This window comes from Roseateles sp. GW821-FHT09B06, from assembly GCF_059418245.1.
Window position 1 is genome coordinate 100,669 of record NZ_JBWKPM010000003.1, and the last position, 20,596, is coordinate 121,264.

General features: G+C 69.9%; 19 protein-coding genes. 10 read left to right on the forward strand and 9 right to left on the reverse strand.

Features of this window, described 5'->3' with window-relative positions:
* Positions 1-271: 271 nt before the first annotated feature.
* Complete coding sequence (gene uvrA, locus AC07OQ_RS03780; RefSeq protein ID WP_495051755.1) at positions 272-6,109, forward strand: excinuclease ABC subunit UvrA; 5,838 nt, start codon at positions 272-274, stop codon at positions 6,107-6,109.
* A gap of 18 nt (positions 6,110-6,127) precedes the next feature.
* A complete protein-coding gene (locus tag AC07OQ_RS03785) occupies positions 6,128-6,958 on the forward strand; it encodes an SIR2 family NAD-dependent protein deacylase (RefSeq protein WP_495051756.1) in 831 nt (276 codons plus the stop codon).
* Between the two features lie 98 nt (positions 6,959-7,056).
* Here the strand turns inward: AC07OQ_RS03785 and AC07OQ_RS03790 are convergent, their stop codons facing one another.
* From AC07OQ_RS03790 to AC07OQ_RS03800, 3 genes are read right to left on the reverse strand one after another with little or no spacing between them, the layout of a single operon-like run.
* Positions 7,057-7,359 (reverse strand): hypothetical protein, encoded by a 303-nt coding sequence (locus AC07OQ_RS03790; protein ID WP_495051757.1) that lies wholly within the window; start codon positions 7,357-7,359, stop codon positions 7,057-7,059.
* Between the two features lie 56 nt (positions 7,360-7,415).
* Positions 7,416-8,039 carry a UPF0149 family protein gene (locus AC07OQ_RS03795; protein WP_495051758.1) on the reverse strand — a complete coding sequence of 208 codons (624 nt, stop codon included), beginning with the start codon at positions 8,037-8,039 and terminating at the stop codon, positions 7,416-7,418.
* A 25-nt stretch (positions 8,040-8,064) separates the two neighbouring features.
* The gene (locus tag AC07OQ_RS03800) at positions 8,065-8,304 is read right to left on the reverse strand and encodes a hypothetical protein (RefSeq protein ID WP_495051759.1); all 240 of its coding nucleotides are present in this window, start codon (positions 8,302-8,304) and stop codon (positions 8,065-8,067) included.
* Positions 8,305-8,398: 94 nt separating this feature from the next.
* Here AC07OQ_RS03800 and AC07OQ_RS03805 point away from each other — a divergent pair, with 94 nt between their 5' ends.
* Positions 8,399-9,292: an ion transporter gene (locus tag AC07OQ_RS03805; protein WP_495051760.1), complete on the forward strand. Its 894-nt coding sequence runs from the start codon at positions 8,399-8,401 to the stop codon at positions 9,290-9,292.
* On the opposite strand, the gene AC07OQ_RS03810 is transcribed toward AC07OQ_RS03805, so the two are convergent.
* Complete coding sequence (locus AC07OQ_RS03810) at positions 9,274-10,200, reverse strand: DUF808 domain-containing protein (protein ID WP_495051761.1); 927 nt, start codon at positions 10,198-10,200, stop codon at positions 9,274-9,276. The two genes, AC07OQ_RS03805 and AC07OQ_RS03810, sit on opposite strands and share 19 nt — an antisense overlap.
* Before the next feature lie 121 nt (positions 10,201-10,321).
* Here AC07OQ_RS03810 and AC07OQ_RS03815 point away from each other — a divergent pair, with 121 nt between their 5' ends.
* Together AC07OQ_RS03815 and AC07OQ_RS03820 are read left to right on the forward strand one after the other, a co-directional pair.
* The gene (locus AC07OQ_RS03815) at positions 10,322-11,194 is read left to right on the forward strand and encodes a transposase (protein WP_495051762.1); all 873 of its coding nucleotides are present in this window, start codon (positions 10,322-10,324) and stop codon (positions 11,192-11,194) included.
* 66 nt (positions 11,195-11,260) lie between these two features.
* Positions 11,261-12,142, forward strand: a complete 882-nt coding sequence (locus AC07OQ_RS03820; RefSeq protein WP_495051763.1) for an amidohydrolase family protein — start codon at positions 11,261-11,263, stop codon at positions 12,140-12,142.
* On the opposite strand, the gene AC07OQ_RS03825 is transcribed toward AC07OQ_RS03820, so the two are convergent.
* A complete protein-coding gene (locus tag AC07OQ_RS03825) occupies positions 12,133-13,017 on the reverse strand; it encodes a LysR substrate-binding domain-containing protein (protein ID WP_495051764.1) in 885 nt (294 codons plus the stop codon). The two genes, AC07OQ_RS03820 and AC07OQ_RS03825, sit on opposite strands and share 10 nt — an antisense overlap.
* A 114-nt stretch (positions 13,018-13,131) precedes the next feature.
* On the opposite strand from AC07OQ_RS03825, the gene AC07OQ_RS03830 reads away from it, so the two are divergent.
* From AC07OQ_RS03830 to AC07OQ_RS03840, 3 genes are all read left to right on the forward strand, one after another.
* The gene (locus AC07OQ_RS03830; protein ID WP_495051765.1) at positions 13,132-14,118 is read left to right on the forward strand and encodes a tripartite tricarboxylate transporter substrate binding protein BugE; all 987 of its coding nucleotides are present in this window, start codon (positions 13,132-13,134) and stop codon (positions 14,116-14,118) included.
* 117 nt (positions 14,119-14,235) lie between these two features.
* Positions 14,236-15,102 carry an N-formylglutamate amidohydrolase gene (locus AC07OQ_RS03835; protein WP_495051766.1) on the forward strand — a complete coding sequence of 289 codons (867 nt, stop codon included), beginning with the start codon at positions 14,236-14,238 and terminating at the stop codon, positions 15,100-15,102.
* Positions 15,103-15,145: 43 nt separating this feature from the next.
* Positions 15,146-15,622 (forward strand): tetratricopeptide repeat protein, encoded by a 477-nt coding sequence (locus AC07OQ_RS03840; RefSeq protein WP_495051767.1) that lies wholly within the window; start codon positions 15,146-15,148, stop codon positions 15,620-15,622.
* A gap of 117 nt (positions 15,623-15,739) precedes the next feature.
* On the opposite strand, the gene AC07OQ_RS03845 is transcribed toward AC07OQ_RS03840, so the two are convergent.
* Positions 15,740-16,273 carry an SRPBCC family protein gene (locus AC07OQ_RS03845; RefSeq protein WP_495051768.1) on the reverse strand — a complete coding sequence of 178 codons (534 nt, stop codon included), beginning with the start codon at positions 16,271-16,273 and terminating at the stop codon, positions 15,740-15,742.
* 90 nt (positions 16,274-16,363) lie between these two features.
* Here AC07OQ_RS03845 and AC07OQ_RS03850 point away from each other — a divergent pair, with 90 nt between their 5' ends.
* Positions 16,364-17,212 carry a phytanoyl-CoA dioxygenase family protein gene (locus tag AC07OQ_RS03850; protein ID WP_495051769.1) on the forward strand — a complete coding sequence of 283 codons (849 nt, stop codon included), beginning with the start codon at positions 16,364-16,366 and terminating at the stop codon, positions 17,210-17,212.
* Positions 17,213-17,362: 150 nt separating this feature from the next.
* A complete protein-coding gene (locus AC07OQ_RS03855; protein WP_495051770.1) occupies positions 17,363-17,782 on the forward strand; it encodes a hypothetical protein in 420 nt (139 codons plus the stop codon).
* On the opposite strand, the gene AC07OQ_RS03860 is transcribed toward AC07OQ_RS03855, so the two are convergent.
* The 3 genes from AC07OQ_RS03860 to glmU all read right to left on the reverse strand — a co-directional run bounded on the left by AC07OQ_RS03860 (position 17,779) and on the right by glmU (position 20,590).
* Positions 17,779-18,474: a Crp/Fnr family transcriptional regulator gene (locus tag AC07OQ_RS03860; RefSeq protein WP_495051771.1), complete on the reverse strand. Its 696-nt coding sequence runs from the start codon at positions 18,472-18,474 to the stop codon at positions 17,779-17,781. The two genes, AC07OQ_RS03855 and AC07OQ_RS03860, sit on opposite strands and share 4 nt — an antisense overlap.
* Positions 18,475-18,584: 110 nt before the next feature.
* Positions 18,585-19,037 (reverse strand): hypothetical protein, encoded by a 453-nt coding sequence (locus AC07OQ_RS03865; protein WP_495051772.1) that lies wholly within the window; start codon positions 19,035-19,037, stop codon positions 18,585-18,587.
* Positions 19,038-19,195: 158 nt separating this feature from the next.
* Positions 19,196-20,590 (reverse strand): bifunctional UDP-N-acetylglucosamine diphosphorylase/glucosamine-1-phosphate N-acetyltransferase GlmU, encoded by a 1,395-nt coding sequence (gene glmU / locus AC07OQ_RS03870; RefSeq protein WP_495051773.1) that lies wholly within the window; start codon positions 20,588-20,590, stop codon positions 19,196-19,198.
* Positions 20,591-20,596: the final 6 nt, after the last annotated feature.

Sequence of the window (20,596 nt, forward strand, 5' to 3'; positions counted from 1 at the left end):
TGCAGGGCGCTGGCATCGCGGCCCGGCATTGCATGCGCCATGTCGCGGCCACCCCAAGGGTTTTCCCTTGAATCTTCCCCGGGGTCAACCGGCCATGGGAGCAATTGTTGCCTGTGTGCCGCAGCAGCGCAACGGCGCGTCATTCCCCTTTCGATGGGCCTTGACAGCCGGCGGATCAGGGCGGCTTCGCCCTGCTGACAGGATTGGGCCGGGCGCTACCTAGAATGTCCGGTCCCCATCCAGAACCCATCACTCCCGAGGCTGCTCCGCAATGTCCGAAGGTCAGATCCGCATCCGCGGCGCGCGTCAACACAACCTGAAAAACCTGGACCTGGATCTACGCACCGGCGAACTGACCGTGGTCACCGGGCCGAGCGGCTCCGGCAAGTCCAGCCTGGTGTTCGACACCCTCTATGCTGAGGGGCAGCGCCGCTATGTGGAGACCTTCTCGGCCTATGCGCGCCAGTTCCTGGACCGCATGGATCGCCCGGCGGTGGACAAGGTGGACGGGGTGCCGCCGGCCATCGCGATCGACCAGACCAACCCGGTGCGCACCAGCCGCTCGACCGTCGGCACGATGACCGAGCTGAACGATCACCTGAAGCTGCTGTTCGCGCGCGCCGCCGAGTTGTTCGACAAGCAGACCGCCCAGGCCGTGCGCCACGACACCGCGCAGACGATTTACGCCGAACTTCTGCAAAGAACTGCAACAACTGATCCCAGGCTGATACTCACTTTCCCGGTCGAGTTGCCTGGAAACACCACGGCCGAGCAGGTGCAGCAATGGCTGTCGGCCAGCGGCTTCACGCGCATCCAGGCCGAGCGGGAGCTTGCGACACCCATCGGGCCGTCCCAAGCCACGAGCGCCCCCTCGGGGGGGAGCGCAGCCGCTTCAGCGGCAAGCATGGGGGCACGCAAGGTTCTGGACGTGGTGGCCGACCGCTTCCGCATCCAGGGCGCCGACAAGCAGCGCGCGATGGAGGCGATCGAGCTGGCCTTGAGGCGCGGCGGCGGACGCCTCAATGTCTACGCGCTGCCGGCGGAATCCAGCCCCTCGCCTGCGAGTACGCAGGCGGTCCCCCAAGGGGACGCGGCCGTTCTAGGGAGCGGCCCAGCGAACGGCCTAGGCCCCGAGCCGGAGCTGTGGCGCTACTCCACCGGCCTGCACTGCCCCGACAGCGATCTGCGCTACGCAGATCCCCAGCCCGCGCTGTTCTCCTTCAACTCGGCGATGGGCGCCTGCGAGACCTGCCGCGGCTTCGGCCGGGTGATCGGCGTGGACCTGGGCCTGGTCATCCCCGACGAGAAGAAGACCCTGCGCGGCGGCGCGATCAAGCCGATGCAGACCCCGGCCTGGAAGGAATGCCAGGATGACCTGATGAAGTACGCCGGCGAGGCCGGCATCCCGCGCGACACCGCCTGGAACCAGCTGACCTCCGCCCAGCGCGACTGGGTCATCAACGGGTCGCCGGCCTGGAACGGCAACTGGAACAAGCAGTGGTACGGCATCAAGCGCTTCTTCGACTATCTGGAGAGCAAGGCCTACAAGATGCACATCCGCGTGCTCTTGTCCAAGTACCGCAGCTACACCACCTGCGGCAGCTGCAACGGCGCGCGCCTGAAGACCGAGTCGCTGCTGTGGCGCGTCGGCTCGAAGGCCCTGGCCGATGCCGTGCTGCCGCCGGCCGAGCGCGTGATGCCGATGGGCGTGGCCTGGGAACGCGCGCGGCTGGAGGCGCTGCCGGGCCTGTCCCTGCACGACATGATGCAGCTGCCGCTGCACCGGCTGCGCCGCTTCGTCGACGAGCTGCAGCTGCCCAGCACGATGCTGGACGAGGCGCTGAAGCTGCTGCTGGACGAGATCCGCAACCGCGTGCGCTACCTCTGCGATGTGGGCATCGGCTACCTGACCCTGGACCGCCAGAGCCGCACGCTCAGCGGCGGCGAGGTGCAGCGCATCAACCTGACGACGGCCCTGGGCACCTCGCTGGTCAATACCCTGTTCGTGCTGGACGAACCCAGCATCGGCCTGCATCCGCGCGACATGAATCGCATCGTGCAGGCCATGCACAGGCTGCGCGACGCCGGCAACACGCTGGTCGTCGTCGAGCATGACCCGGCCGTGATGCTGGCCGCCGACCGCCTGATCGACATGGGCCCGGGCCCCGGCGAGAAGGGCGGCGCCATCGTCTTCGACGGCACGCCGGAACAGATCCGCAGCGCCGACACCTTGACCGGCGCCTACCTGGGGGCGCGCAAGCATGTGGGCATGGGCATCAAGCGCATGGTCGATGCCGGCACGCCAAAGCTGATCCTGGAAGGCGCGCGCGAGCACAATCTGAAGAACGTCAGCGTGGAGTTCCCGCTGCAGCGCATGGTGGTGGTGACGGGCGTCTCGGGCTCGGGCAAGAGCACGCTGATGCAGGACGTGCTCTACCCGGCATTGGCGCGCCATTTCGGCCAGGCCACCGAAAGCCCGGGCGCGCATGACCGCCTCTTGGGCGCCGACCATCTGGCCGATGCCGTCTTCGTCGACCAGTCGCCGATCGGCAAGACCGCGCGCTCCAATCCGGCCTCCTATGTCGGCGCCTTCGACGAGATCCGCAAGCTGTTCGCCGACGCGCCGCTGGCGTGCGAGCGCAGCTACACGGCCGGCATGTTCAGCTTCAATGCCGGCGACGGCCGCTGCCCCACCTGCGGCGGCTCGGGCTTCGAGCATGTGGAGATGCAGTTCCTCTCCGATGTCTATCTGCGCTGCCCCGACTGCGACGGGCGCCGCTACCGCGCCGAGATGCTGGACGTGAAGCTGTCGCGCGACGACCGGGAGCTGTCGGTCGCCGATGTGCTGGAGCTGACCGTCAGCGAGGCGGTCGCAGCCTTCCGCGACGACCGCGAGGTCGTGGCCAAGCTGCAGCCCATCGTCGACGTGGGCCTGGAATACATCAAGCTCGGCCAGCCGGTGCCGACCTTGTCGGGCGGCGAGGCGCAGCGCCTGAAGCTGGCCGGCTTCCTGGCCGAGGCGGCCAGCAGCGCTTTTAGCAAGACGCGCCAGGCGGTGGCCAGGAAGGGCACGCTGTTCCTGTTCGACGAGCCCACCACGGGCCTGCATTTCGACGACATCGCCAAGCTGATGCGCGCGCTGCGCAAGCTGCTGTCGGCGGGGCATTCGCTGATCCTGATCGAGCACAACCTCGACGTGATACGCGCGGCCGACTGGCTGATCGATCTGGGCCCCGAGGGCGGCGAGGACGGCGGCGAGATCGTTGCGATGGGCACGCCCGAGGAGCTGAAGGACCATCCGCGCTCGCACACGGCCCTGGCCCTGCGCGAGTACGCGCTGCACATGGACCGCCCGGCCCTGGCCGTCGAAGAAGGCCGGCCGCTGCAGAGCATCGTGCGCGCGCGCCGTGCCGCGCAGGACGAATCGATCCGCATCGTCAATGCGCGCGAGCACAACCTGAAGTCGCTGGACGTCAGCATCCCGCGCGGCAAGTTCAATGTGATCACCGGCGTCTCGGGCTCGGGCAAGAGCACCCTGGCCTTCGACATCCTGTTCAACGAGGGCCAGCGCCGCTATCTGGAGTCGCTGAACGCCTATGCCCGCTCCATCGTGCAGCCGGCCGGCCGGCCCGAGGTGGACGCGGTCTGGGGCATCCCGCCGACGGTGGCGATCGAGCAGCGCCTGTCGCGCGGCGGCCGCAAGAGCACGGTGGCCACCACCACCGAGGTCTGGCATTTCCTGCGCCTGCTCTACGTGAAGCTGGGCGTGCAGCATTGCGTGAACGACGGCACGCCGGTGCGGCCGCAGAGCGTCGAGTCGATCGCGGCCCAGTTGCTGCGCGACTACCGGGGGCAGCATGTGGGCCTGCTCTCGCCGCTGGTGGTGAACCGCAAGGGCCTCTACACCGACCTGGCCAAATGGGCCAAGGCGCGCGGCTTTAGCCATCTGCGCGTCGACGGCGAGTTCTTACCCACCGCGCCCTGGCCGCGCCTGGACCGCTTCAAGGAGCACACGCTGGAGCTGCCGGTCGGCGACCTCATCATCGCGCCGGACAAGGAGATGGAGCTGCGCGAGCTGCTCGCCAAGGCCCTGGACCATGGCAAGGGCGTGCTGCATCTGCTCGGCCCCCTGGACGGGCTGCCGGACGCGATCAAGGCCGGCCGCAGCACCGCGGCCATCGGCCAGGTCAAGGTGTTCTCCACCAAGCGCGCCTGCCCCAGCTGCGGCACCAGCTATCCCGAGCTGGACCCGCGCATGTTCAGCTACAACAGCAAGCATGGCTGGTGCACCAGCTGCGTGGGCACGGGTCTGGCCCTGACCCGCGAGCAGCGCAAGGCCCTGGACGACTCGCAGCAGGACAAGGACAAGCGCGGCCGCGAGCAGAGCTTCCCGTCGGAGGAGGCCGAAGTCGAGGGTCTGGTCGACCAGCCCTGCCCGGACTGCCAGGGCGCGCGCCTGAACCCGGCGGCGCGCTCGGTCAGCTTCGAGGACCAGGCCATCAGCACGGTCGCGGCCTGGAGCGTCGGCGAGGCGCGGGCCTGGATCGAGGGCCTGCAACTGACCGGTCGTGACGCCGATATCGCGCGCGACGTGGTCAGCGAGATCCGCGGCCGGCTGGAGTTCCTGCAGGAGGTGGGCCTCGGCTACCTGACCCTGGACCGCGCCGCGCCGACCTTGTCGGGCGGCGAGGCCCAGCGCATCCGTCTGGCGGCCCAGCTGGGCAGCAATCTGCAGGGCGTCTGCTATGTGCTGGACGAGCCGACCATCGGCCTGCATCCGCGCGACAACCAGATCCTCCTGAAGGCCCTGGGCACGCTGGGCGACAAGGGCAACACGCTGGTCGTCGTCGAGCATGACGAGGACACGATACGCCGCGCCGACCACATCATCGACATCGGCCCGGGCGCCGGCAAGCGCGGCGGCCGGGTGGTCGCGCAGGGCACGGCGGCCGAGCTGGCAAAGCATGCCGATTCGCTGACCGGCCGCTTCCTGGCCAAGCCGCTGCTGCACCCGCTGCAGCCGCGCCGGGCGATCGAGCCCGACGCGCCCAAGCTGACCGTGCTGGCCGCCGATCTGCACAATCTGCGCGACGTGACGGTGGACGTGCCGCTGCACCGGCTGGTGGCGATCACCGGCGTCTCCGGCTCGGGCAAGAGCACCCTGGCGCGCGATGTGCTGCTGGCGAACATGGCCCAGGCCGTGCCGCTGCGGCGCGACCCGAGCCGATGGGTGGGCAGCGCGGGCATCGAGGGCCACAAGCAGGTGGATCGCGTGCTGGAGGTGGATCAGACGCCGATCGGCAAGACCCCGCGTTCCTGCCCGGCCACCTATATCGGCTTCTGGGACGCGATCCGCAAGCTCTTTGCCGAGACCCTGGAGTCGAAGGCGCGCGGCTATGCGCCGGGACGCTTCTCCTTCAACACCGGCGAGGGCCGCTGCCCGGGCTGCGAAGGCCAGGGCATGAAGACCATCGAGATGAGCTTCCTGCCGGACGTGAAGGTGCTGTGCGACCAATGCCATGGCCAGCGCTTCAACCCCGAGACCCTGGGCGTCAGCTGGCGGGGAAAAAGCATCGGCGACGTGCTGGCGATGGAGGTGGACGAGGCGGTGGAATTCTTCGCCTCGATGCCGAACATCGCGCACCCGCTGCAGCTCTTGAAGGATGTGGGCCTGGGCTACCTGACCCTGGGCCAGCCCAGCCCCACCTTGTCGGGCGGCGAGGCGCAGCGCATCAAGCTGGTGTCCGAACTCGTCAAGGTGCGCGACGACGTCACGCGCCGCGGCCAGAAGGCGCCGCATACCCTTTATGTGCTGGACGAGCCCACGGTGGGCCTGCACATGGCCGATGTCGAGAAGCTGATCCGCGTGCTGCACCGCCTGGTGGCGGGCGGGCATTCGGTGGTCGTGATCGAGCATGACCTGGATGTGATCGCCGAGGCCGACTGGGTGATCGACATGGGCCCGGAGGGCGGCGGCGCCGGCGGGTCGGTGGTGGTGGCCGGCACACCGGAGGATGTGGTCGCCTCGGGCAGCCATACCGGTCGGGCGCTGCGGCCGGTGCTGGATCGGGGTCTCGGACAACTGGCTGCCGAAGGGCGAGCCGCATGACGGCGCTGAGACGCTTCCGTGCCGCCTGATCCCGAACTGCTCGCGCACGCCGCCGAGCTGCTCGATCAGGCCGACCTGCTGGTGATCGCGGCCGGCGCGGGCATGGGCGTGGATTCCGGCCTGCCGGACTTCCGCGGCCGCGAGGGCTTTTGGCGCGCCTATCCGGCGCTGGCCCGGGCCGGCATCGACTTCCATGCCGCGGCCAACCCGGAGCGCTTTGCGCGGGCGCCGCGCCAGGCCTGGGGCTTCTACGGCCACCGCCTCGCCCTGTACCGCAAGACCCGGCCCCATCAGGGCTTCGCGATCCTGCGGCGCTGGGCCGCGCGCACCGACCATGGTGCGGTCGTCTACACCAGCAATGTCGACGGCCAGTTCCGGGCCGCCGGCTTCGCCGACGAGACCATCTGGGAATGCCATGGCTCGCTGCTGCACCTGCAATGCAGCGAGCCCTGCCGCGACGCGGTGTGGTCGGCCGATGGATTTGCGCCCGAGATCGATGCCGAGCGCTGCGAGCTCTTGAGCGGGCTGCCGCGATGCCCGCACTGCGGTGCGCTGGCGCGCCCCAATGTCTTGATGTTCGGCGACGGTGCCTGGGTCGATACGCGCGAACGCGCGCAGGCGAATCGCGTGGCTCCGGTATTGGCCGCGGCGCGAAGGCCGCTGGTGATCGAGCTGGGCGCCGGCACGGCCGTGCCCTCGGTGCGCAGCTTCGGCCAGCATGTGCTGCAGCGCCTGCGTGGCCGGCTGCTGCGCATCAATCCGCGCGAATCGGGCGTGCCCAGCGATCGCGATGTCGGCCTGGCCGCCGGCGCCCTTGAGGCGCTCCGGGCGATCGACGCGCTGGTCTAGGGCCTGTTAACGCTAGGGCAATGACCCTTTGCCGTAGTGTTAACAGGCCCTGGCCGGGCCCGGCGGGCGCTTCCCGCCGGAAGGGCCGAGGGCAGCGGTCAATGCGGCTTGCGCGGTTTCTCGAACTGCTTGGGCCGGTAGACGTTGCCGTCCCATTGCCCCTCGGGCGCGTTGCTGCCGCCGCCACGCTTGGCGCGCTCGATCGCGTCCAGCGCGGCCGCATGGGCGGCGCGGCGGCGTTCACGGGCATTGAAGCGCCGCAGGCCGCGGGTGATCAGCCAGTGCCAGGCGCGCGAGCAGGCCGATTCCAGCCGCAACTGCTGGCGCCGGCCCAGGCACATGTGCAGGGCCAGCGCAAGGCAGATCAGCAGACCGAGGCTGGCGAAGATCTTGACGAGCATGGTGATCGTCCGCAGGGGCAGCGGCCGTGCGGAGCAGCCTGGATGCTAACTGACTATCACGCTCGGCGTTGGCGCTCGTAGAGGGCCTGGACGATTTCGGGCACGCTGCGGCTCAGCCCGTCGCGTTCGGCGGCGTCGGCCAGCGCGGCGCGCTCCGCCTCGCCCAGCTGCGTCTCGTCGCCGCCCAGCAGCACCAGGGGGCGCAGCACCTCGGCCAGCGCCGGCTCCTCGAACAGCGGGGCCCAGGCCGCGCTGTCCTGGTCCACCGCCAGCATGAAGCCGATGCACCAGTCCTCGGCGTCGACGAGCTCCTCGCCGTCATCCTGCTCGGCCATGCTGAAGATCGGTTCCCAGCCCTCGGGGCGGTCGCGCAGCTGGCAGGCGATGCCGTGCAGATGGCGCAGCACCAGCAGGCTCAGCTTCTTGCGCTGCTTGCCGCTGGCGAAGGGCGCCACGCCATCGGCGCCGTCACCGCCCCAGACCGTCGGCAGCCAGGCCGCGCCCGGCAAGTCGGGCAGGGGCGTCGGGCTCAGCAGCAGGGCGGTCAGGTAGCCGTCCAGCGCCTCGATGTTCAGCGCGGCATCGCTGGGCAGGGCGGCGAGGGCGTCGTCAAGCGCGTTCAGTTCATCGTCGGACAGCGGCAGGTTGTCGGAGGCGGGGTTGTAGCGGGGGTATTCCATGGGTGTCGTCCTCTGGCGCGCTGGCTCAGCCGTGGCGGCCGTGGCGGCTCTTGGGTTTCTTGTTGTCGAACTCGGTGATCTGCGTCTTCAGCAGGGCCAGCAGCACGCGGGCGTTGGCCTCGGTCATGCTGATGACGGTGCTGGGCTCGATGTCGTCGACCGGCGGCTTGGGCGTGACCAAGGCATCCACCTTGAACATCATCAGGCCGTTGCTGGAGTTGGCGGCGGCCTTGAATTTCTGGATTTCGATCTGGTGCGTCTTCATGGCGTGATTCTCGGTGATGCGGCCCCGGCCGGTGTGGCCAGCCGCTACATTCGCGCCAGCAGCCTTCCGGACGCCAGCACGGCGCCCCTGTCTTATGCCTACAAATGAATTCGACCGCAACACCCTCGCCGCCGCCGAGGCCGAACGCCTGGGCAAGCCGCTGGCCGGCTGGCGCCTGCGCCTTTACACCATCATCTTCGAGGCCGACACCCGGGCCGGCCGCAACTTCGACCTGGCCCTGATCGCCCTGGTGCTGTTCAGCATCGCGGTCGTGATGCTGGAGAGCGTGGCCGCCGTCGACGCGCGCTTCGGCCGGCTGTTCGATGGCCTGGAGATCCTGCTGACCGCGCTGTTCACGCTGGAATATGTGCTGCGCCTGGCCTGCGTGCGCCACCCCTGGCGCTATGCGCGCAGCTTTTACGGCATCGTGGATCTGCTGGCGGTGCTGCCCACCTATCTGGCGCTGTTCGTGCCCGAACTCTATGCCCTGGTGGACGTGCGGGTGCTGCGCCTCTTGCGCGTGTTCCGCGTGCTGAAGCTGAGCGCCCATGTGGCCGAGTACGCGCTGCTGGCGCAGGCGCTGCGCGCCAGCGCGCGCAAGATCCAGATCTTCCTGTCCGTGGTGCTGATGGTGGTGGTCATCATGGGCACGGTGATGTACGTGGTGGAGGGGCCCGGCAACGGCTTCACCAGCATCCCGACCAGCATCTACTGGGCCATCTCCACGATGACCACGGTGGGCTTCGGGGACATCACGCCCAAGACCGATCCGGGCCGCGCCATCGCCTCGGCGATGATGCTGCTGGGCTGGGGCGTGCTGGCCGTGCCGACCGGCATCGTCACGGCCGAAATGAGCTGGCAGCGCCTGTCCCGCCCGACCACCACGCGCAGCTGCCATGCCTGCCTCAGCGAGGGCCATCTGCCCGAGGCGCGCTTCTGCCGCGATTGCGGCGCGCGGCTGCCGCGCTATCAGCGCGACGAGGGCTGAGGCGTCCTGAAGCGCCGCGCCAGGCTCAGGGCACCGACGATCAGCGCGCCGGCCAGGATGCCGGTCAGCGCGTCGGCCAGCAGTTCCACCAGGGTCTGCGCGAGCCCGCCGGCCCCCAGGGCCGTCACCATGTGGTGGATCGCGGCATGTGCCCAGGGCAGGCCATGGGTCAGGATGCCGCCGCCCACCAGGAACATCGCCGCGGTACCGGCCACCGACAATGCCTTCATCAGCCAGGGGGCGGCAGCCAGGATAGTGGCCCCCAGGCGCCGCGCGCCGCTGCTCTCGCGCCGACTCAGATAGAGACCGGCGTCGTCCAGCTTGACGATGGCGGCCACCAGACCGTAGACGCCCACCGTCATCGCGATCGCGATGCCCACCAGCACCAGCAGGCGGGTCGTGAAATCGGCGCCGGCCACCGTGCCCAACGTGATCGCGATGATCTCGGCCGACAGGATGAAATCGGTGCGCACCGCCCCCTTGATCTTGTTGCGCTCGAACGCCACCAGGTCCACCGCCGGATCGGCCGCCGCCCGGCTCAGGGCCTGGTGCTCGGCCGCATCCTCGGCCGGGCTGTGCAGGAACCTGTGGGCCAGCTTCTCGAAACCCTCGAAGCACAGGAAGGCGCCGCCCAGCATCAGCAGCGGCGTCACCGCCCAGGGGGCCCAGGCGCTGATCGCCAATGCGGCCGGCACCAGGATGGCCTTGTTGACGAAGGAGCCCCTGGCCACGGCCCACACCACCGGCAGTTCGCGCTCGGCGGCAACACCTGTCACCTGCTGGGCATTCAGCGCCAGATCGTCGCCCAGCACACCGCTGGTCTTCTTGGCGGCCAGCTTGCTGAGCAGGGCCACGTCATCCAGCACCGTGGTGATGTCATCGAGCAGGGCGAGCAGGCTGGAGGCCATGGTGGGGGTCCGGAGGTCGAGTGGCGTGACGCCGAGTTTGTACCTCAAACAGGGCACCGCACTTAGGGATCGGTCCGGGGTCAGGCCTTGCCTTTTGCGATGTGCTGGACTAAGTTGCAACATGGCCAGACCCCCACGCATCGAGTTTGCCGGCGCCGTCTACCATGCCACCTCCCATGGCGAGCGTGGTGCACCGATCTTTGCCGACGACGCCGACCGCGGAGCCCTGCTGGCGGTGCTGGCCCAGGCCATGCAGCGCTTCGATGCCCAGCTGCTCGCCTACAGTTTCGCGACCGACCATTACCAGCTGCTGCTCTACACCCGCCAGGCCAATCTGTCGCGCCTGATGCGCCACATCAACGGCGTCTACACGCAGACCTACAACCGCCGCCACGGCACGGCCGGGCCGCTGTTCCAGGGCCGTTTCAAGGCGGTGCTGGTGGATCGCGACAAGCTGCTGCTGGACGCCTGCCGCTACGTGGACCTGAGCGCCGAGCGCCTCGGGCTGGCGCGGCGCAGTGCCGACTGGCCCTGGCACAGCCTGGCCGCCCACACGGGCCTGGTCGAGGCGCCGGCCTGGCTGGACGTGCAGGGTCTGTTCAGCCATGTGCTGGGCCGTGAGGCGCGCGGCGCGGCCGACCGCAAGCGCGCCGCCGAGCGCTATGCCAGGCTGCTGGCCGCCGAACCCCAGCTCGACATCTGGCCGCAGCTGCGCCAGCAGATCTTCCTGGGCGACGAGGCCTTCGTGCGGCGCATGCTGGGTCGGGCTGCCCCCGCCCGGGCGAACGGCGCGGTCAGGCCGGCGCGGCGCGCCCAGGCGCGGCCCTGGGCGCAATGGCTGCGCGACAGCAGCTCGCGCGAGCAGGCCCTGTATCGGGCCCACACCGAAGGCGGGCTGTCGATGACGGCCTTGGCCGGCGAGCTGGGCCTCTCGGTCTCGCGCGTCAGCCGGCTGATCGCCGGCCACGAGCGCGGGCTGCGCCAGGGCTCCTGAACCCGCTACCATGCGGCGGCCGCTCCGCGGGAGCGCATGCCCGGTCGGCAACGCGGAGGTGGATCAATGTCAACAAGGCTCGGATTTGTCCTTGTCCATGCCTTCGTCCTGCTGGGCCTGGCCGGTCCGCCGGGCCCGGTCGCCGCCGCGCCCTACGAGGGCCCGCTGCTCGACGCCCATCTGCACTACAACGAAGAGGCGCAAGGGCCGCACCCGCTGCCCGATGTGCTGGGCCGGATGCAGCGCAGCGGCGTGCGCGCCATCGTGGCCAACAGCCGGCCCAACGCCGGCACGCAGAGCCTGGCCGCGGCGCGCGAGGCTACGCGGGCGGCCGGCGTGCAGGTCGTGCCCTTCGTGCGCCTGTACCGCAACCGGGCCGACTACAGCGGCTGGTTCGCCGACGAAAGCATCTACCAGATGGTGCTGGACGAGCTCGGGCGCGGCACGCCGGCCGGCCCCTACCGCGGCCTGGGCGAGTTCCATCTCTACGACAGCGCCAATGCCGACGGCCCGGTGGCGAGGAAGCTGATGCAACTTGCGGCCGAACGCGGGCTCGCCGTGCTGGCCCATGTCGACGACGTAGCGGTCGACAAGCTGATGGCCCATGCGCCTAGCGCCCGGCTGATCTGGGCGCATACGGGCATCGGCGGCGTGCCGGTCGAGCGGGTGCGCGAGCTGCTGCAGCGCTACCCCCGGCTGATGGGCGAGCTGTCCTACCGGCCGGGACTGACCGAGAACGGCAAGCTCAGCCCGGCCTGGCGCGCGCTGCTCGCCGAACAGCCGGAGCGCTTCCTGGTCGGCTCGGACACCTGGGTCAACCAGCGCTGGCAGTATTACGAGGGGCTGATGGGCGAGGCGCGCGCCTGGCTGGGCGAGCTGCCGCCGGCCGCGGCGCGCAAGATCGCCTGGGACAACGGCGCGGCGCTGTTCGGCCTGGATCAGCCCTGAGCGAGCAGCCACTGGCGCAACTGGGTGAGCGCCCGCTGCGACTGGCTGCTTTTGCGGCTGCACAGCATGTAGCCGCGCGCCAGCTGCACCGGCCGGTCGAAGGGGATGGCGATGCGGCCGGCCGCGAGCTCGTCGTCGATCAGGCAGCGCTGCACCACCGCGACGCCCAGCCCCGCCAGCACGGCCTGCACCAGCATCGCCACCTGCTCGAAGTCGGCGCTGGGCTTGAGCTGCGCGTCGGGCAGGCCCACGGCGGCCAGCCACAGCCGCCAGTTGTCCGGGTAGTTGCTGTGATAGAGCAGGGGGCGGCTCAGCAGGTCGGCCGGCTCGCGCAGGGCCTGGCGGCCGCGCAGTTCCTGCGGGTGGCAGATCGGCACGATCTCGCGCCCGACGATGTAGTCGGCCGTGATGCCGGCCGGCCACCGGCCCTCGCCGGGGCGCAGCCAGGCGTCGACCGCGGCATCGCCGAAATCCTCGTCGCGCCGGTAGGGCGCCAGGCTCAGCGCGATATGCGGATGCAGGGCCTGCCAGTCCGGCAGGCGCGGGATCAGCCATTTGGTGGCCAGGGTCGGCGCCACCGAGATGCGCAGCCGCGTCGTCGCCTCGGGCGCGCGCTGGGCCACGGCGGCGGCTTCCAGGGTCTGCAGGGCCGGCTCGATCAGCTCCAGGTAGTCGCGTCCGGCCGGTGTCAGCTCGTTGCCGCGTGCCTGGCGCACCAGCAGGCTCTGACCCAGATGTTCCTCCAGCCGCGCCACCGCCCGGCTGATCGCGCCCTGGGTCACGCACAGCAGTTCGGCCGCCTTGGAGAAACTGCCCAGGCGGGCGGTGGCGGCAAAGGCATGCAGTTCGTGCAGCGAGGGGGAGCGGATGCGCATGGTGGCCCGATTTTGCTATGAGTACGGCGCATGGCTGCGTGCGGATTTGTCGATCCATGCGTCGGAGTGAGGGCACAGAATCGCCCGGTCTCGAACCCACCGATCGCCACGTCCATGCCCGCATGCCTTGCCCGCCGTCCCCTGCTTGCCCTGGCCGCCCTGGCCACCACCCTGAGCCTGGCGCCGCTGAGCGCCCTGGCCGACTACCCCGAGAAGCCGGTCAAGCTGATCGTGCCCTTCGCCCCCGGCGGCTCCACGGACATGGTGGCGCGCCTGCTGGCCGACAAGATGGCCCCCTTCCTGGGCAAGACCGTGGTGGTCGAGAACCGCGGCGGCGGCGGCGGCACGCTCGGCACCGACGCGGTGGCCAAGGCCGCAGCGGACGGCTACACCATCGGCATGGCCACGCAGAGCACGCATGGCGCCAATCCGGCCGTCTACGCGCGCCTGCCCTATGACGCGGTGAAGGACTTCGCGCCGATCACCAATGTGCTGGCCGTGCCCAGCGTGTTCGTCGTGCACCCCAGCGTGCCGGCCAAGACGATGAAGGAGTTCATCGCGCTGGCCAAGGCCGCGCCGGGCAAGTACAGCTTCGCCTCGCCGGGCAACGGCTCGCTGGGCCATGTGAACATCGAGCAGTTCATGGACCTGGCCGGCATCGAATTGCTGCACATTCCCTACAAGGGCGCGGGCCAGGCCGCCACCGACGCGCTGGCCGGCGTCGTCAATGCGATGACCGACAACCTGCCGTCGACGCTGCAGAACATCAAGGCCGGCAAGCTGCGCGCGCTGGCCGTGCTGGCGCCGCAGCGTGCCGCGGTGCTGCCCGAGGTGCCGACCTACAAGGAACTGGGCTTCACCGAGATGGCCGAGGGTGGCTGGTTCGGCCTGGTGGCGCCGGCCGGCACGCCGCCCGCGGTGCTGAAGAAGCTGCACGAGGCGGCCCACAAGGCGATGCAGACTCCGGAATTCAAGGAGAAGGCCGCATCGATCTCCGGCATTGCGATGGCCAACAGCCCCGAGCAGTTCGCCGTGCAGATCAAGGCGGCGCTGGACAAATACCAGCGCATCGCGACCAAGGCCAAGATCAAGCTGGACTGATCGACCCACCCCCTACGCGCTGCGCGCGCCCCCTCCAGGGGGCAAGCCCGAAGGACCGGCGGAGCCGGATCCTCGGGCTTCGCTGGACCGCAGACCATGCGCCTGCCCATGATCAAGATGAAGTTCACACCCGAAAACGCCCTGACCGTCCTCTTGCCCACGGGGCAAGACCTGCCCCTGGTCTGCGATTCGCCCCACAGCGGCGTCGAGTACCCGGACGATTTCGCCAGCAGCCTGCCGATGACGCGGCTGCGCGGCGGCGAGGACACCCATGTGGATGCGCTGTGGCGGGACGCTCCGGCGCATGGCGCGACCCTGATCGCGGCGCGCTTCCCGCGCAGCTATATCGACCCGAACCGCGAACTCGCCGACCTGGACCCCGAACTGCTGGACGCGCCCTGGCCCGAGCCGCTGGCGCCGGGCGAGAAGACGCGGCTGGGCTATGGCCTGATCTGGCGCCAGGTCGGCAAGGATCTGCCGATCTACGACCGCAAGCTCGCGGTGGCCGAGGTGCGGGGCCGCATCGAGAACTGCTGGCAGCCTTATCACGCGGCGCTGGGCGAGGCGGTGGAGTCGGCGCATCGTCGTTTCGGTGCGGTCTGGCATCTGAACCTGCACTCGATGCCCAACAACGCCTTCGAGCGCCTGGGGCTGCAGCGTGCGGACGCGCTGGCCGATTTCGTGCTGGGCGACCGCGACGGCACGACCTGCGAGCCCGAACTGCTGGACCTGATCGAGGCCCGGCTGCGCGCCCATGGCTACAGCGTCGCGCGCAACGATCCCTACAAGGGCGTGGCCCTGATCGGCCGCATCGGCCGGCCGGCCGAGCGGCGCCACAGCCTGCAGATCGAGATCCGTCGCCCGATCTACATGGACGAGGCCACGCGCGAGCGCAACGCCGGTTTCGAGCCGCTGCGCGAATGTCTGAACGCGACCCTGGCGGCGGTGGCAGCCCATGTGCGGCGGCGCTTGAACCGCGCCTAGCGGCGCGCTATTGTGGGGACTGCCCCGGCTTCGGGAGTGCGCCATGCCTGCCAGACCCGCCCTGCTGTTGCTGATCCTGCTGTCGCTCGCCCTGGCGCCGCTGGCGTCGGCCCGGGCCGATGGCGGCGGCCGAACGGCCGCCAAGGACTCGCTGTCCGACGTGCGCGGTCAGATCGCCGCCCGCCAATGGCCGGAGGCCCTGGTAGAACTGCGCCGGCTGGACGAACGCGGCAGCGCCGACTGGAACAATCTGATGGGCTATGTGCTGCGCCAGCAGGCCGCGCCCGATCTGGAAGGCGCCGAGCGCCATTATCAGGAAGCGCTGCGCCTGGAGCCGCGCCACCGCGGCGCGCTGGAATACATGGGCGAGTTGCACCTGATCAGGGGCGAGCTGGCCGCGGCCGAGCAGAAGCTGGCCCTCTTGGACAAGGCCTGCTTCTTCCCCTGCGAGGAATACACCGACCTGAAGAAGGCGGTGGCCCGCTACAAGGCCAACGGCAACCAGTGGAAGTCCGAGTGAGGCAGGCCGCTGTCCCCAGCGCCTGTGGATAAGCGCGGGGGCAAGCTGGCGATGGCCGCGCCAACTGCTTGATGCGGCAGGGAAAAGCTTGCACTGCCGCAGAAAGAGGCAGGCCCCTCAGGTCTTTTCGGCCAGCGCCTTCAGATTGGCCAGCCCGGCCTCGAAGTCCGGCCCCACCATCTTGTCGCCGAACAGCGCGAACCAGCGGAACAGCGGGTTGCTGCCCATGTCGCCATTCATCACCCAGCGGACCTCGGTGCCGTCGGTGCCGGCGGGCGCCAGGCTCAGCTCGCCCTGCGAGGTGGTGCCGAAGTCGGGGAAGTAGAGTTCGTACCCGAGGCGCTTGCCGGGCTCGGCGGCGGTGAAGGTCATCTTGCCGTCGCCCTCGCTCTTGCTCTTCCAGGCCCAGGCGGCGCCGGTGCCGGATTCGGGGCCGCTGTACTCGATCTGCATGGCCGGGTCGCGCCGGTTCCACACCGACCATTGCTTCCAGTGCCGCGGATTGGCCACCAGGGCGTAGACCTTGTCGGGGGCGGCCTGGATCTGCACGCTGCGCGTCACGCTGAACTTCGGCGAGAGCAGCAGGCCGCCGAGATAGAGCAGGGCGGCCAGGGCGACGATCAATGCCAGCAGGACCTTGAGCAGCTTCATGAGCGGCCTCCTCGCTTGTGGATGGAAGGCGCAGCTTCGCCTGCCACCGCCCGGGCCGGCAATGCGCACATGCCCTAGACTCGTCGCACCATGCTGACCGACGCCCAGAAGAACCAGTTCGCCGAGCAGGGCTTCCTGATCCTGCCGAAGTTCAAGAACGCCGAGCAGATCGCCGCGCTGCGCGCGCGCGCCGAGGCCATCGTCGAGGCCTTCGACCCCGGCGCGCAGCGCGCGATCTTCTCCACCCAGGAGCAGGACCGCCTGGTCGATGACTACTTCCTCGACTCCGGCGACCAGGTGCGCTGCTTCTTCGAGGAGGAGGCCTTTGACGAACACGGCGCGCTGCGCCAGGCCAAGGCCCTGTCGATCAACAAGATCGGCCATGCGATGCACGAGCTGGACCCGGCGTTCCGCGGCTTCTCCACCGGGCCCGAACTGGCCGCGGTGGCGCGCGACGTCGGCCTGACGCGGCCGCAGGTCTGGCAGTCCATGTACATCTTCAAGCAGCCGGGCATCGGCGGCGAGGTGCGCTGGCACCAGGATGCCAGCTTCTTCGAGAGCGAGCCCATCACCGTGACCACCTTCTGGTTCGCGCTGGAGGATGCGACGCGCGACAACGGCTGCCTCTGGACCGAGCCGGGCGGACACCGCGGTGCGCGCGGCGTGCTGCGGGAGCGCTTTGTGCGCGAGGGCCGCCGGGCCTGGATGGAGACCCTGGACGCGACGCCCTGGCCCGGCACGACCGGACGGGCGCTGCCGCTGGAGGTGGAGGCCGGGGCCCTGGTGCTGTTCCATGGCCTGCTGCCGCATTACAGCGCGGCCAACCGTTCGCCGCGCTCCCGCCATGCCTACACCCTGCATGTGACCGACGCGGCCAGCCGCTATTCGCCACGCAACTGGCTGCAGCGCGACGCCGGCCTGCCGGTGCGCGGCTTTTGACGGCGCCGGCCGCGGCTAGAGGGAAGCCCTAGCCGCGCCGCGGGCCCGCTCTGGCACCATGCCGTGGGCCATTGCGCAGGGCTGTCCGGGGATGACCCGCTGCCGCCGCGAGACCCGGGGCCTTTCGCTCACCCACCATCAAGGATCACCATGAAGCTGACAACCACGGTCGCGGCCATGCTGTTGCTGATAGTCGCCCCATTGGCCCAGGCCGCACCCGCGCCCTACATCACCATCGACCATTCGACCGAGACGCTGATGGACGCGGGCACGGCCAACGCGATGTGGAAGGCCCACAAGTCGGTCAAGCTGGCGCGCCTGTACCCGGCCAAGAAATGGGGTTTCGCCAGCCAGGTCGAGGGCGGCTTCACCGACGGCAAGGTCTGCGTGGTGACGGCGCGCGCGATGATGCTGCCGCGCAGCGGCAAGAACCTGGTGTTTCGTCCGGCCAAGACCGCGACGGCCTTTGCCTCCCTGCCGGATGCGACGGCCCAGCAGTGCAGGGGGCTGGCCAAGACCAAGCTGAACGAGGCCGTGGACGCGATGGAGAGCGCGCTGCTGAAGTCCTAGGCCTCGGCCCGGCGCCCCTCGGCGCGCGCCACATCGCTGCCCAGCCGCTCGGCCAGCAGCTCGATCAGGTGCATGCCGAAGGCGGGGTGCTGGTAGTACAGCTGCTTGACGGTGCTGGCATGGATTTGCAGCACCGTGCAGGCGCTGAGGCAGCGTGCCGTATGGGTGCGCGTATGGTCCGGCGAGAACAGCGCGATCTCGCCGAAGATGCGGCCGTGCTCCAGCGGCTGGCCGATGTCGACCAGCTCCATGCGCCCGTCCAGCAGCAGATAGAGCCAGTCGGCGCGGTCGCCCTTGCGGAACAGGGTCTGGCCGGTCTTCAGGCGCCGCGCCTTCATATGGGGGCGCAGCCACAGCCCGGCCAGATCGGCCTGGGCGGCGGCCCGGCCGACGCGCCGCGTGAGCCGCGTCACCTCCACCGCGCGGTAGAGATTGACCGGCAGCAGCGCCAGTGCGATTGCGAGGGTCATCGGGGCGGGGTGCAGGGCGCCGTAGAGGGCCAGGCCCAGATTGCCGCCCACCGCGAGCCAGCGCAGCGGCAGCATGGTGCGCATCAGGGCGCCGGACATCATCAGGAGCAGGGCCAGCGCCGCGGCCAGATGGGCGAGCATCTGGGTCGGCGAACTCTGCACCATGTGGACCCAGCCCTGCAGCGCGGTGCCGCCCTGCGCCGCGATCTCCGCCAAGCCCATGCGTCCTCCCCGAGCGTTCGATACCCTGCGCCTAGCCCACCCGGCCCGCGCGGGCCGGCCGCATGATAGGGGCGCCGCCCGGACCTCGACCAGCGGGCAAGCCCGGGGGCTCAGTGGATCAGCGGTGGGGCGTCCGCCGTGCGGCCGCCGAGTTGCTGCCCGTCCTGCTCGGCTTCGCTCAGCTCGCGCCAGGCCTGCTGGCTCTGCGCGCGCGCGGCCCGCAATTGCTGGCACAGCTCGAACACGCCCAGGCCGTCGGCCTCGCCCACCGCTTCGGGCGGCGGCTCGCTGGCCGGCAGCGGCAGATCGGCCAGCGCGCCCAGCAGTTCGAACAGCAGTTCCAGACCCGGCTCGCCGGCCTCCAGCTGGCGCGCCGCGCCCAGGCTGCGGCACAGGTAGTAGCAGGCGCTGGCGGCGTCGTCGCAGCGTGCATGCTCCAGCGCCAGCTGTTCCAGCGCGGCGCTGCGGGCGGCTCGCTCATCGGCCTCGGCGCTGTCGTCGCCGATCTGGGCCAGGGCTTGCCAGGCGGTATCGGTCTCGCTCATCGGCGACTCGGATTTCATCAAGGCTTTGATCGACATGGAAGGCGGCTGCGGAGCTTGCTTAGCGCCATGCTAGGCAGGGTGATGCGCCGAGCATGTCCCCTGTTCGGGGACATTTAGGGCTATTGTCGATGCGCCCGGCCTGTTTGTGTGCGCTTTGTCACGAAGCGTGAGGCGCCTCAGCGCTTCTTCGTGGGGCGCACCCAACCCTTGACCGCCACCTGCTTGCCGCGCGCCACCGCCAGTTCGCCGGGCGCCACCGCCTTGGTGATGGTGGAGCCGCCGCCGACCGTGGCGCCGGCGCCGATCTCGACCGGGGCCACCAGCACGCAGTTGGAGCCCACATGCACGTCGGCGCCGATCACGGTGCGGTGCTTGTTGGCGCCGTCGTAGTTGGCGGTGATGGAGCCGGCGCCGTAGTTGACGCGCTCGCCCACCGTGGCATCGCCCAGATAGGCCAGATGGTTGGCCTTGGCGCCCTTGGCCAGCGTGGAGTTCTTGACCTCGACGAAGTTGCCGATGTGGACCTCGGCGCCCAGCTCGGCGCCGGGGCGCAGCCGCGCGAAGGGGCCGATCAGCGCACCCTCGCCGACCGTGGCGCCCAGCGCCTCGCCGTCGATATGGGTGAACTCGTGGATGCGCGCGCCGGCCAGGACGCGGGCATTGCGTATCACGCTGTAGGCACCGATCTTCACGCCGTCGCCCAGCTCGACCTTGCCCTCGAAGACGCAGCCGACGTCGATCTCGACGTCCTGGCCGCAGACCAGCTCGCCGCGCAGGTCGAAGCGCGCCGGGTCGGCCAGGCGCACGCCGGCCTCCATCAGGACTTCCGCCTGGCGGCGCTGGAAGCGGCGCTCCAGATCGGCCAGCTGCAGCGGGCTGTTGACGCCCAGCACCTCGGTTTCCTGGTCGGTCTTCACCGCGACGATCGGCATACCCTCGGCCAGGGCAAAAGCGACGATGTCGGTCAGGTAGTACTCGCCCTGGGCGTTGTCGTTGGAGAGCCGGCCGACCCAGCGCTTCAGCGCCGCGGTCGGCGCGGCCATGATGCCGGTGTAGCACTCGCGGATCCGGCGCTGCTCGGGGCTGGCGTCCTTGTGCTCGACGATGGCCTGGACGGCCTCGCCATCGCGGACGATGCGGCCATAGCCGCTCGGGTCGCTGTACTCGATGGTCAGCAGCACCAGTCGTTCCTGGCCATCCTGGCCGCCGCAGGCCTCGACCAGCTGACGGGTGGTGGCGCTGCTGATCAGTGGCGTGTCGCCGCTGAGGATCAGGGTGCTGCCGCTGTCGGGCAGATGCGGCACGACCTGCTGGATGGCGTGGCCCGTGCCCAGCTGCGGCATCTGGCGCACGAAGGCGATACCGGATCCGGCGGGGCCGGCCACCGCGGCCTCCACCTGCTCGGCGCCATGGCCGGTGATCACCAGGCGCTGCTGCGCACCCAGGGCGGCCGTGGTGTCCAGCACATGCCGCAGCAGCGAGCGGCCGGCCAGCTTGTGCAGCACCTTGGGCAGGGCGGACTTCATGCGCGTGCCCTTGCCCGCGGCCATGATGACGATGTTCAGCGCCATAGAGAA

Bases quoted from the DNA above. Each gene is read 5' to 3' on its own strand.
- AC07OQ_RS03840 (WP_495051767.1), top strand. From the start codon at position 15,146: ATGCCTGCCAGACCCGCCCTGCTGTTGCTGATCCTGCTGTCGCTCGCC.
- glmU (WP_495051773.1), bottom strand. From the start codon at position 20,590: ATGGCGCTGAACATCGTCATCATGGCCGCGGGCAAGGGCACGCGCATG.
- AC07OQ_RS03835 (WP_495051766.1), top strand. From the start codon at position 14,236: ATGAAGTTCACACCCGAAAACGCCCTGACCGTCCTCTTGCCCACGGGG.
- AC07OQ_RS03830 (WP_495051765.1), top strand. From the start codon at position 13,132: ATGCCCGCATGCCTTGCCCGCCGTCCCCTGCTTGCCCTGGCCGCCCTG.
- AC07OQ_RS03795 (WP_495051758.1), bottom strand. From the start codon at position 8,039: ATGGAATACCCCCGCTACAACCCCGCCTCCGACAACCTGCCGCTGTCC.
- AC07OQ_RS03810 (WP_495051761.1), bottom strand. From the start codon at position 10,200: ATGGCCTCCAGCCTGCTCGCCCTGCTCGATGACATCACCACGGTGCTG.
- AC07OQ_RS03815 (WP_495051762.1), top strand. From the start codon at position 10,322: ATGGCCAGACCCCCACGCATCGAGTTTGCCGGCGCCGTCTACCATGCC.
- AC07OQ_RS03850 (WP_495051769.1), top strand. From the start codon at position 16,364: ATGCTGACCGACGCCCAGAAGAACCAGTTCGCCGAGCAGGGCTTCCTG.
- AC07OQ_RS03825 (WP_495051764.1), bottom strand. From the start codon at position 13,017: ATGCGCATCCGCTCCCCCTCGCTGCACGAACTGCATGCCTTTGCCGCC.
- uvrA (WP_495051755.1), top strand. From the start codon at position 272: ATGTCCGAAGGTCAGATCCGCATCCGCGGCGCGCGTCAACACAACCTG.
- AC07OQ_RS03860 (WP_495051771.1), bottom strand. From the start codon at position 18,474: ATGGGCTTGGCGGAGATCGCGGCGCAGGGCGGCACCGCGCTGCAGGGC.
- AC07OQ_RS03855 (WP_495051770.1), top strand. From the start codon at position 17,363: ATGAAGCTGACAACCACGGTCGCGGCCATGCTGTTGCTGATAGTCGCC.
- AC07OQ_RS03820 (WP_495051763.1), top strand. From the start codon at position 11,261: ATGTCAACAAGGCTCGGATTTGTCCTTGTCCATGCCTTCGTCCTGCTG.
- AC07OQ_RS03800 (WP_495051759.1), bottom strand. From the start codon at position 8,304: ATGAAGACGCACCAGATCGAAATCCAGAAATTCAAGGCCGCCGCCAAC.
- AC07OQ_RS03865 (WP_495051772.1), bottom strand. From the start codon at position 19,037: ATGAAATCCGAGTCGCCGATGAGCGAGACCGATACCGCCTGGCAAGCC.
- AC07OQ_RS03805 (WP_495051760.1), top strand. From the start codon at position 8,399: ATGCCTACAAATGAATTCGACCGCAACACCCTCGCCGCCGCCGAGGCC.
- AC07OQ_RS03790 (WP_495051757.1), bottom strand. From the start codon at position 7,359: ATGCTCGTCAAGATCTTCGCCAGCCTCGGTCTGCTGATCTGCCTTGCG.
- AC07OQ_RS03845 (WP_495051768.1), bottom strand. From the start codon at position 16,273: ATGAAGCTGCTCAAGGTCCTGCTGGCATTGATCGTCGCCCTGGCCGCC.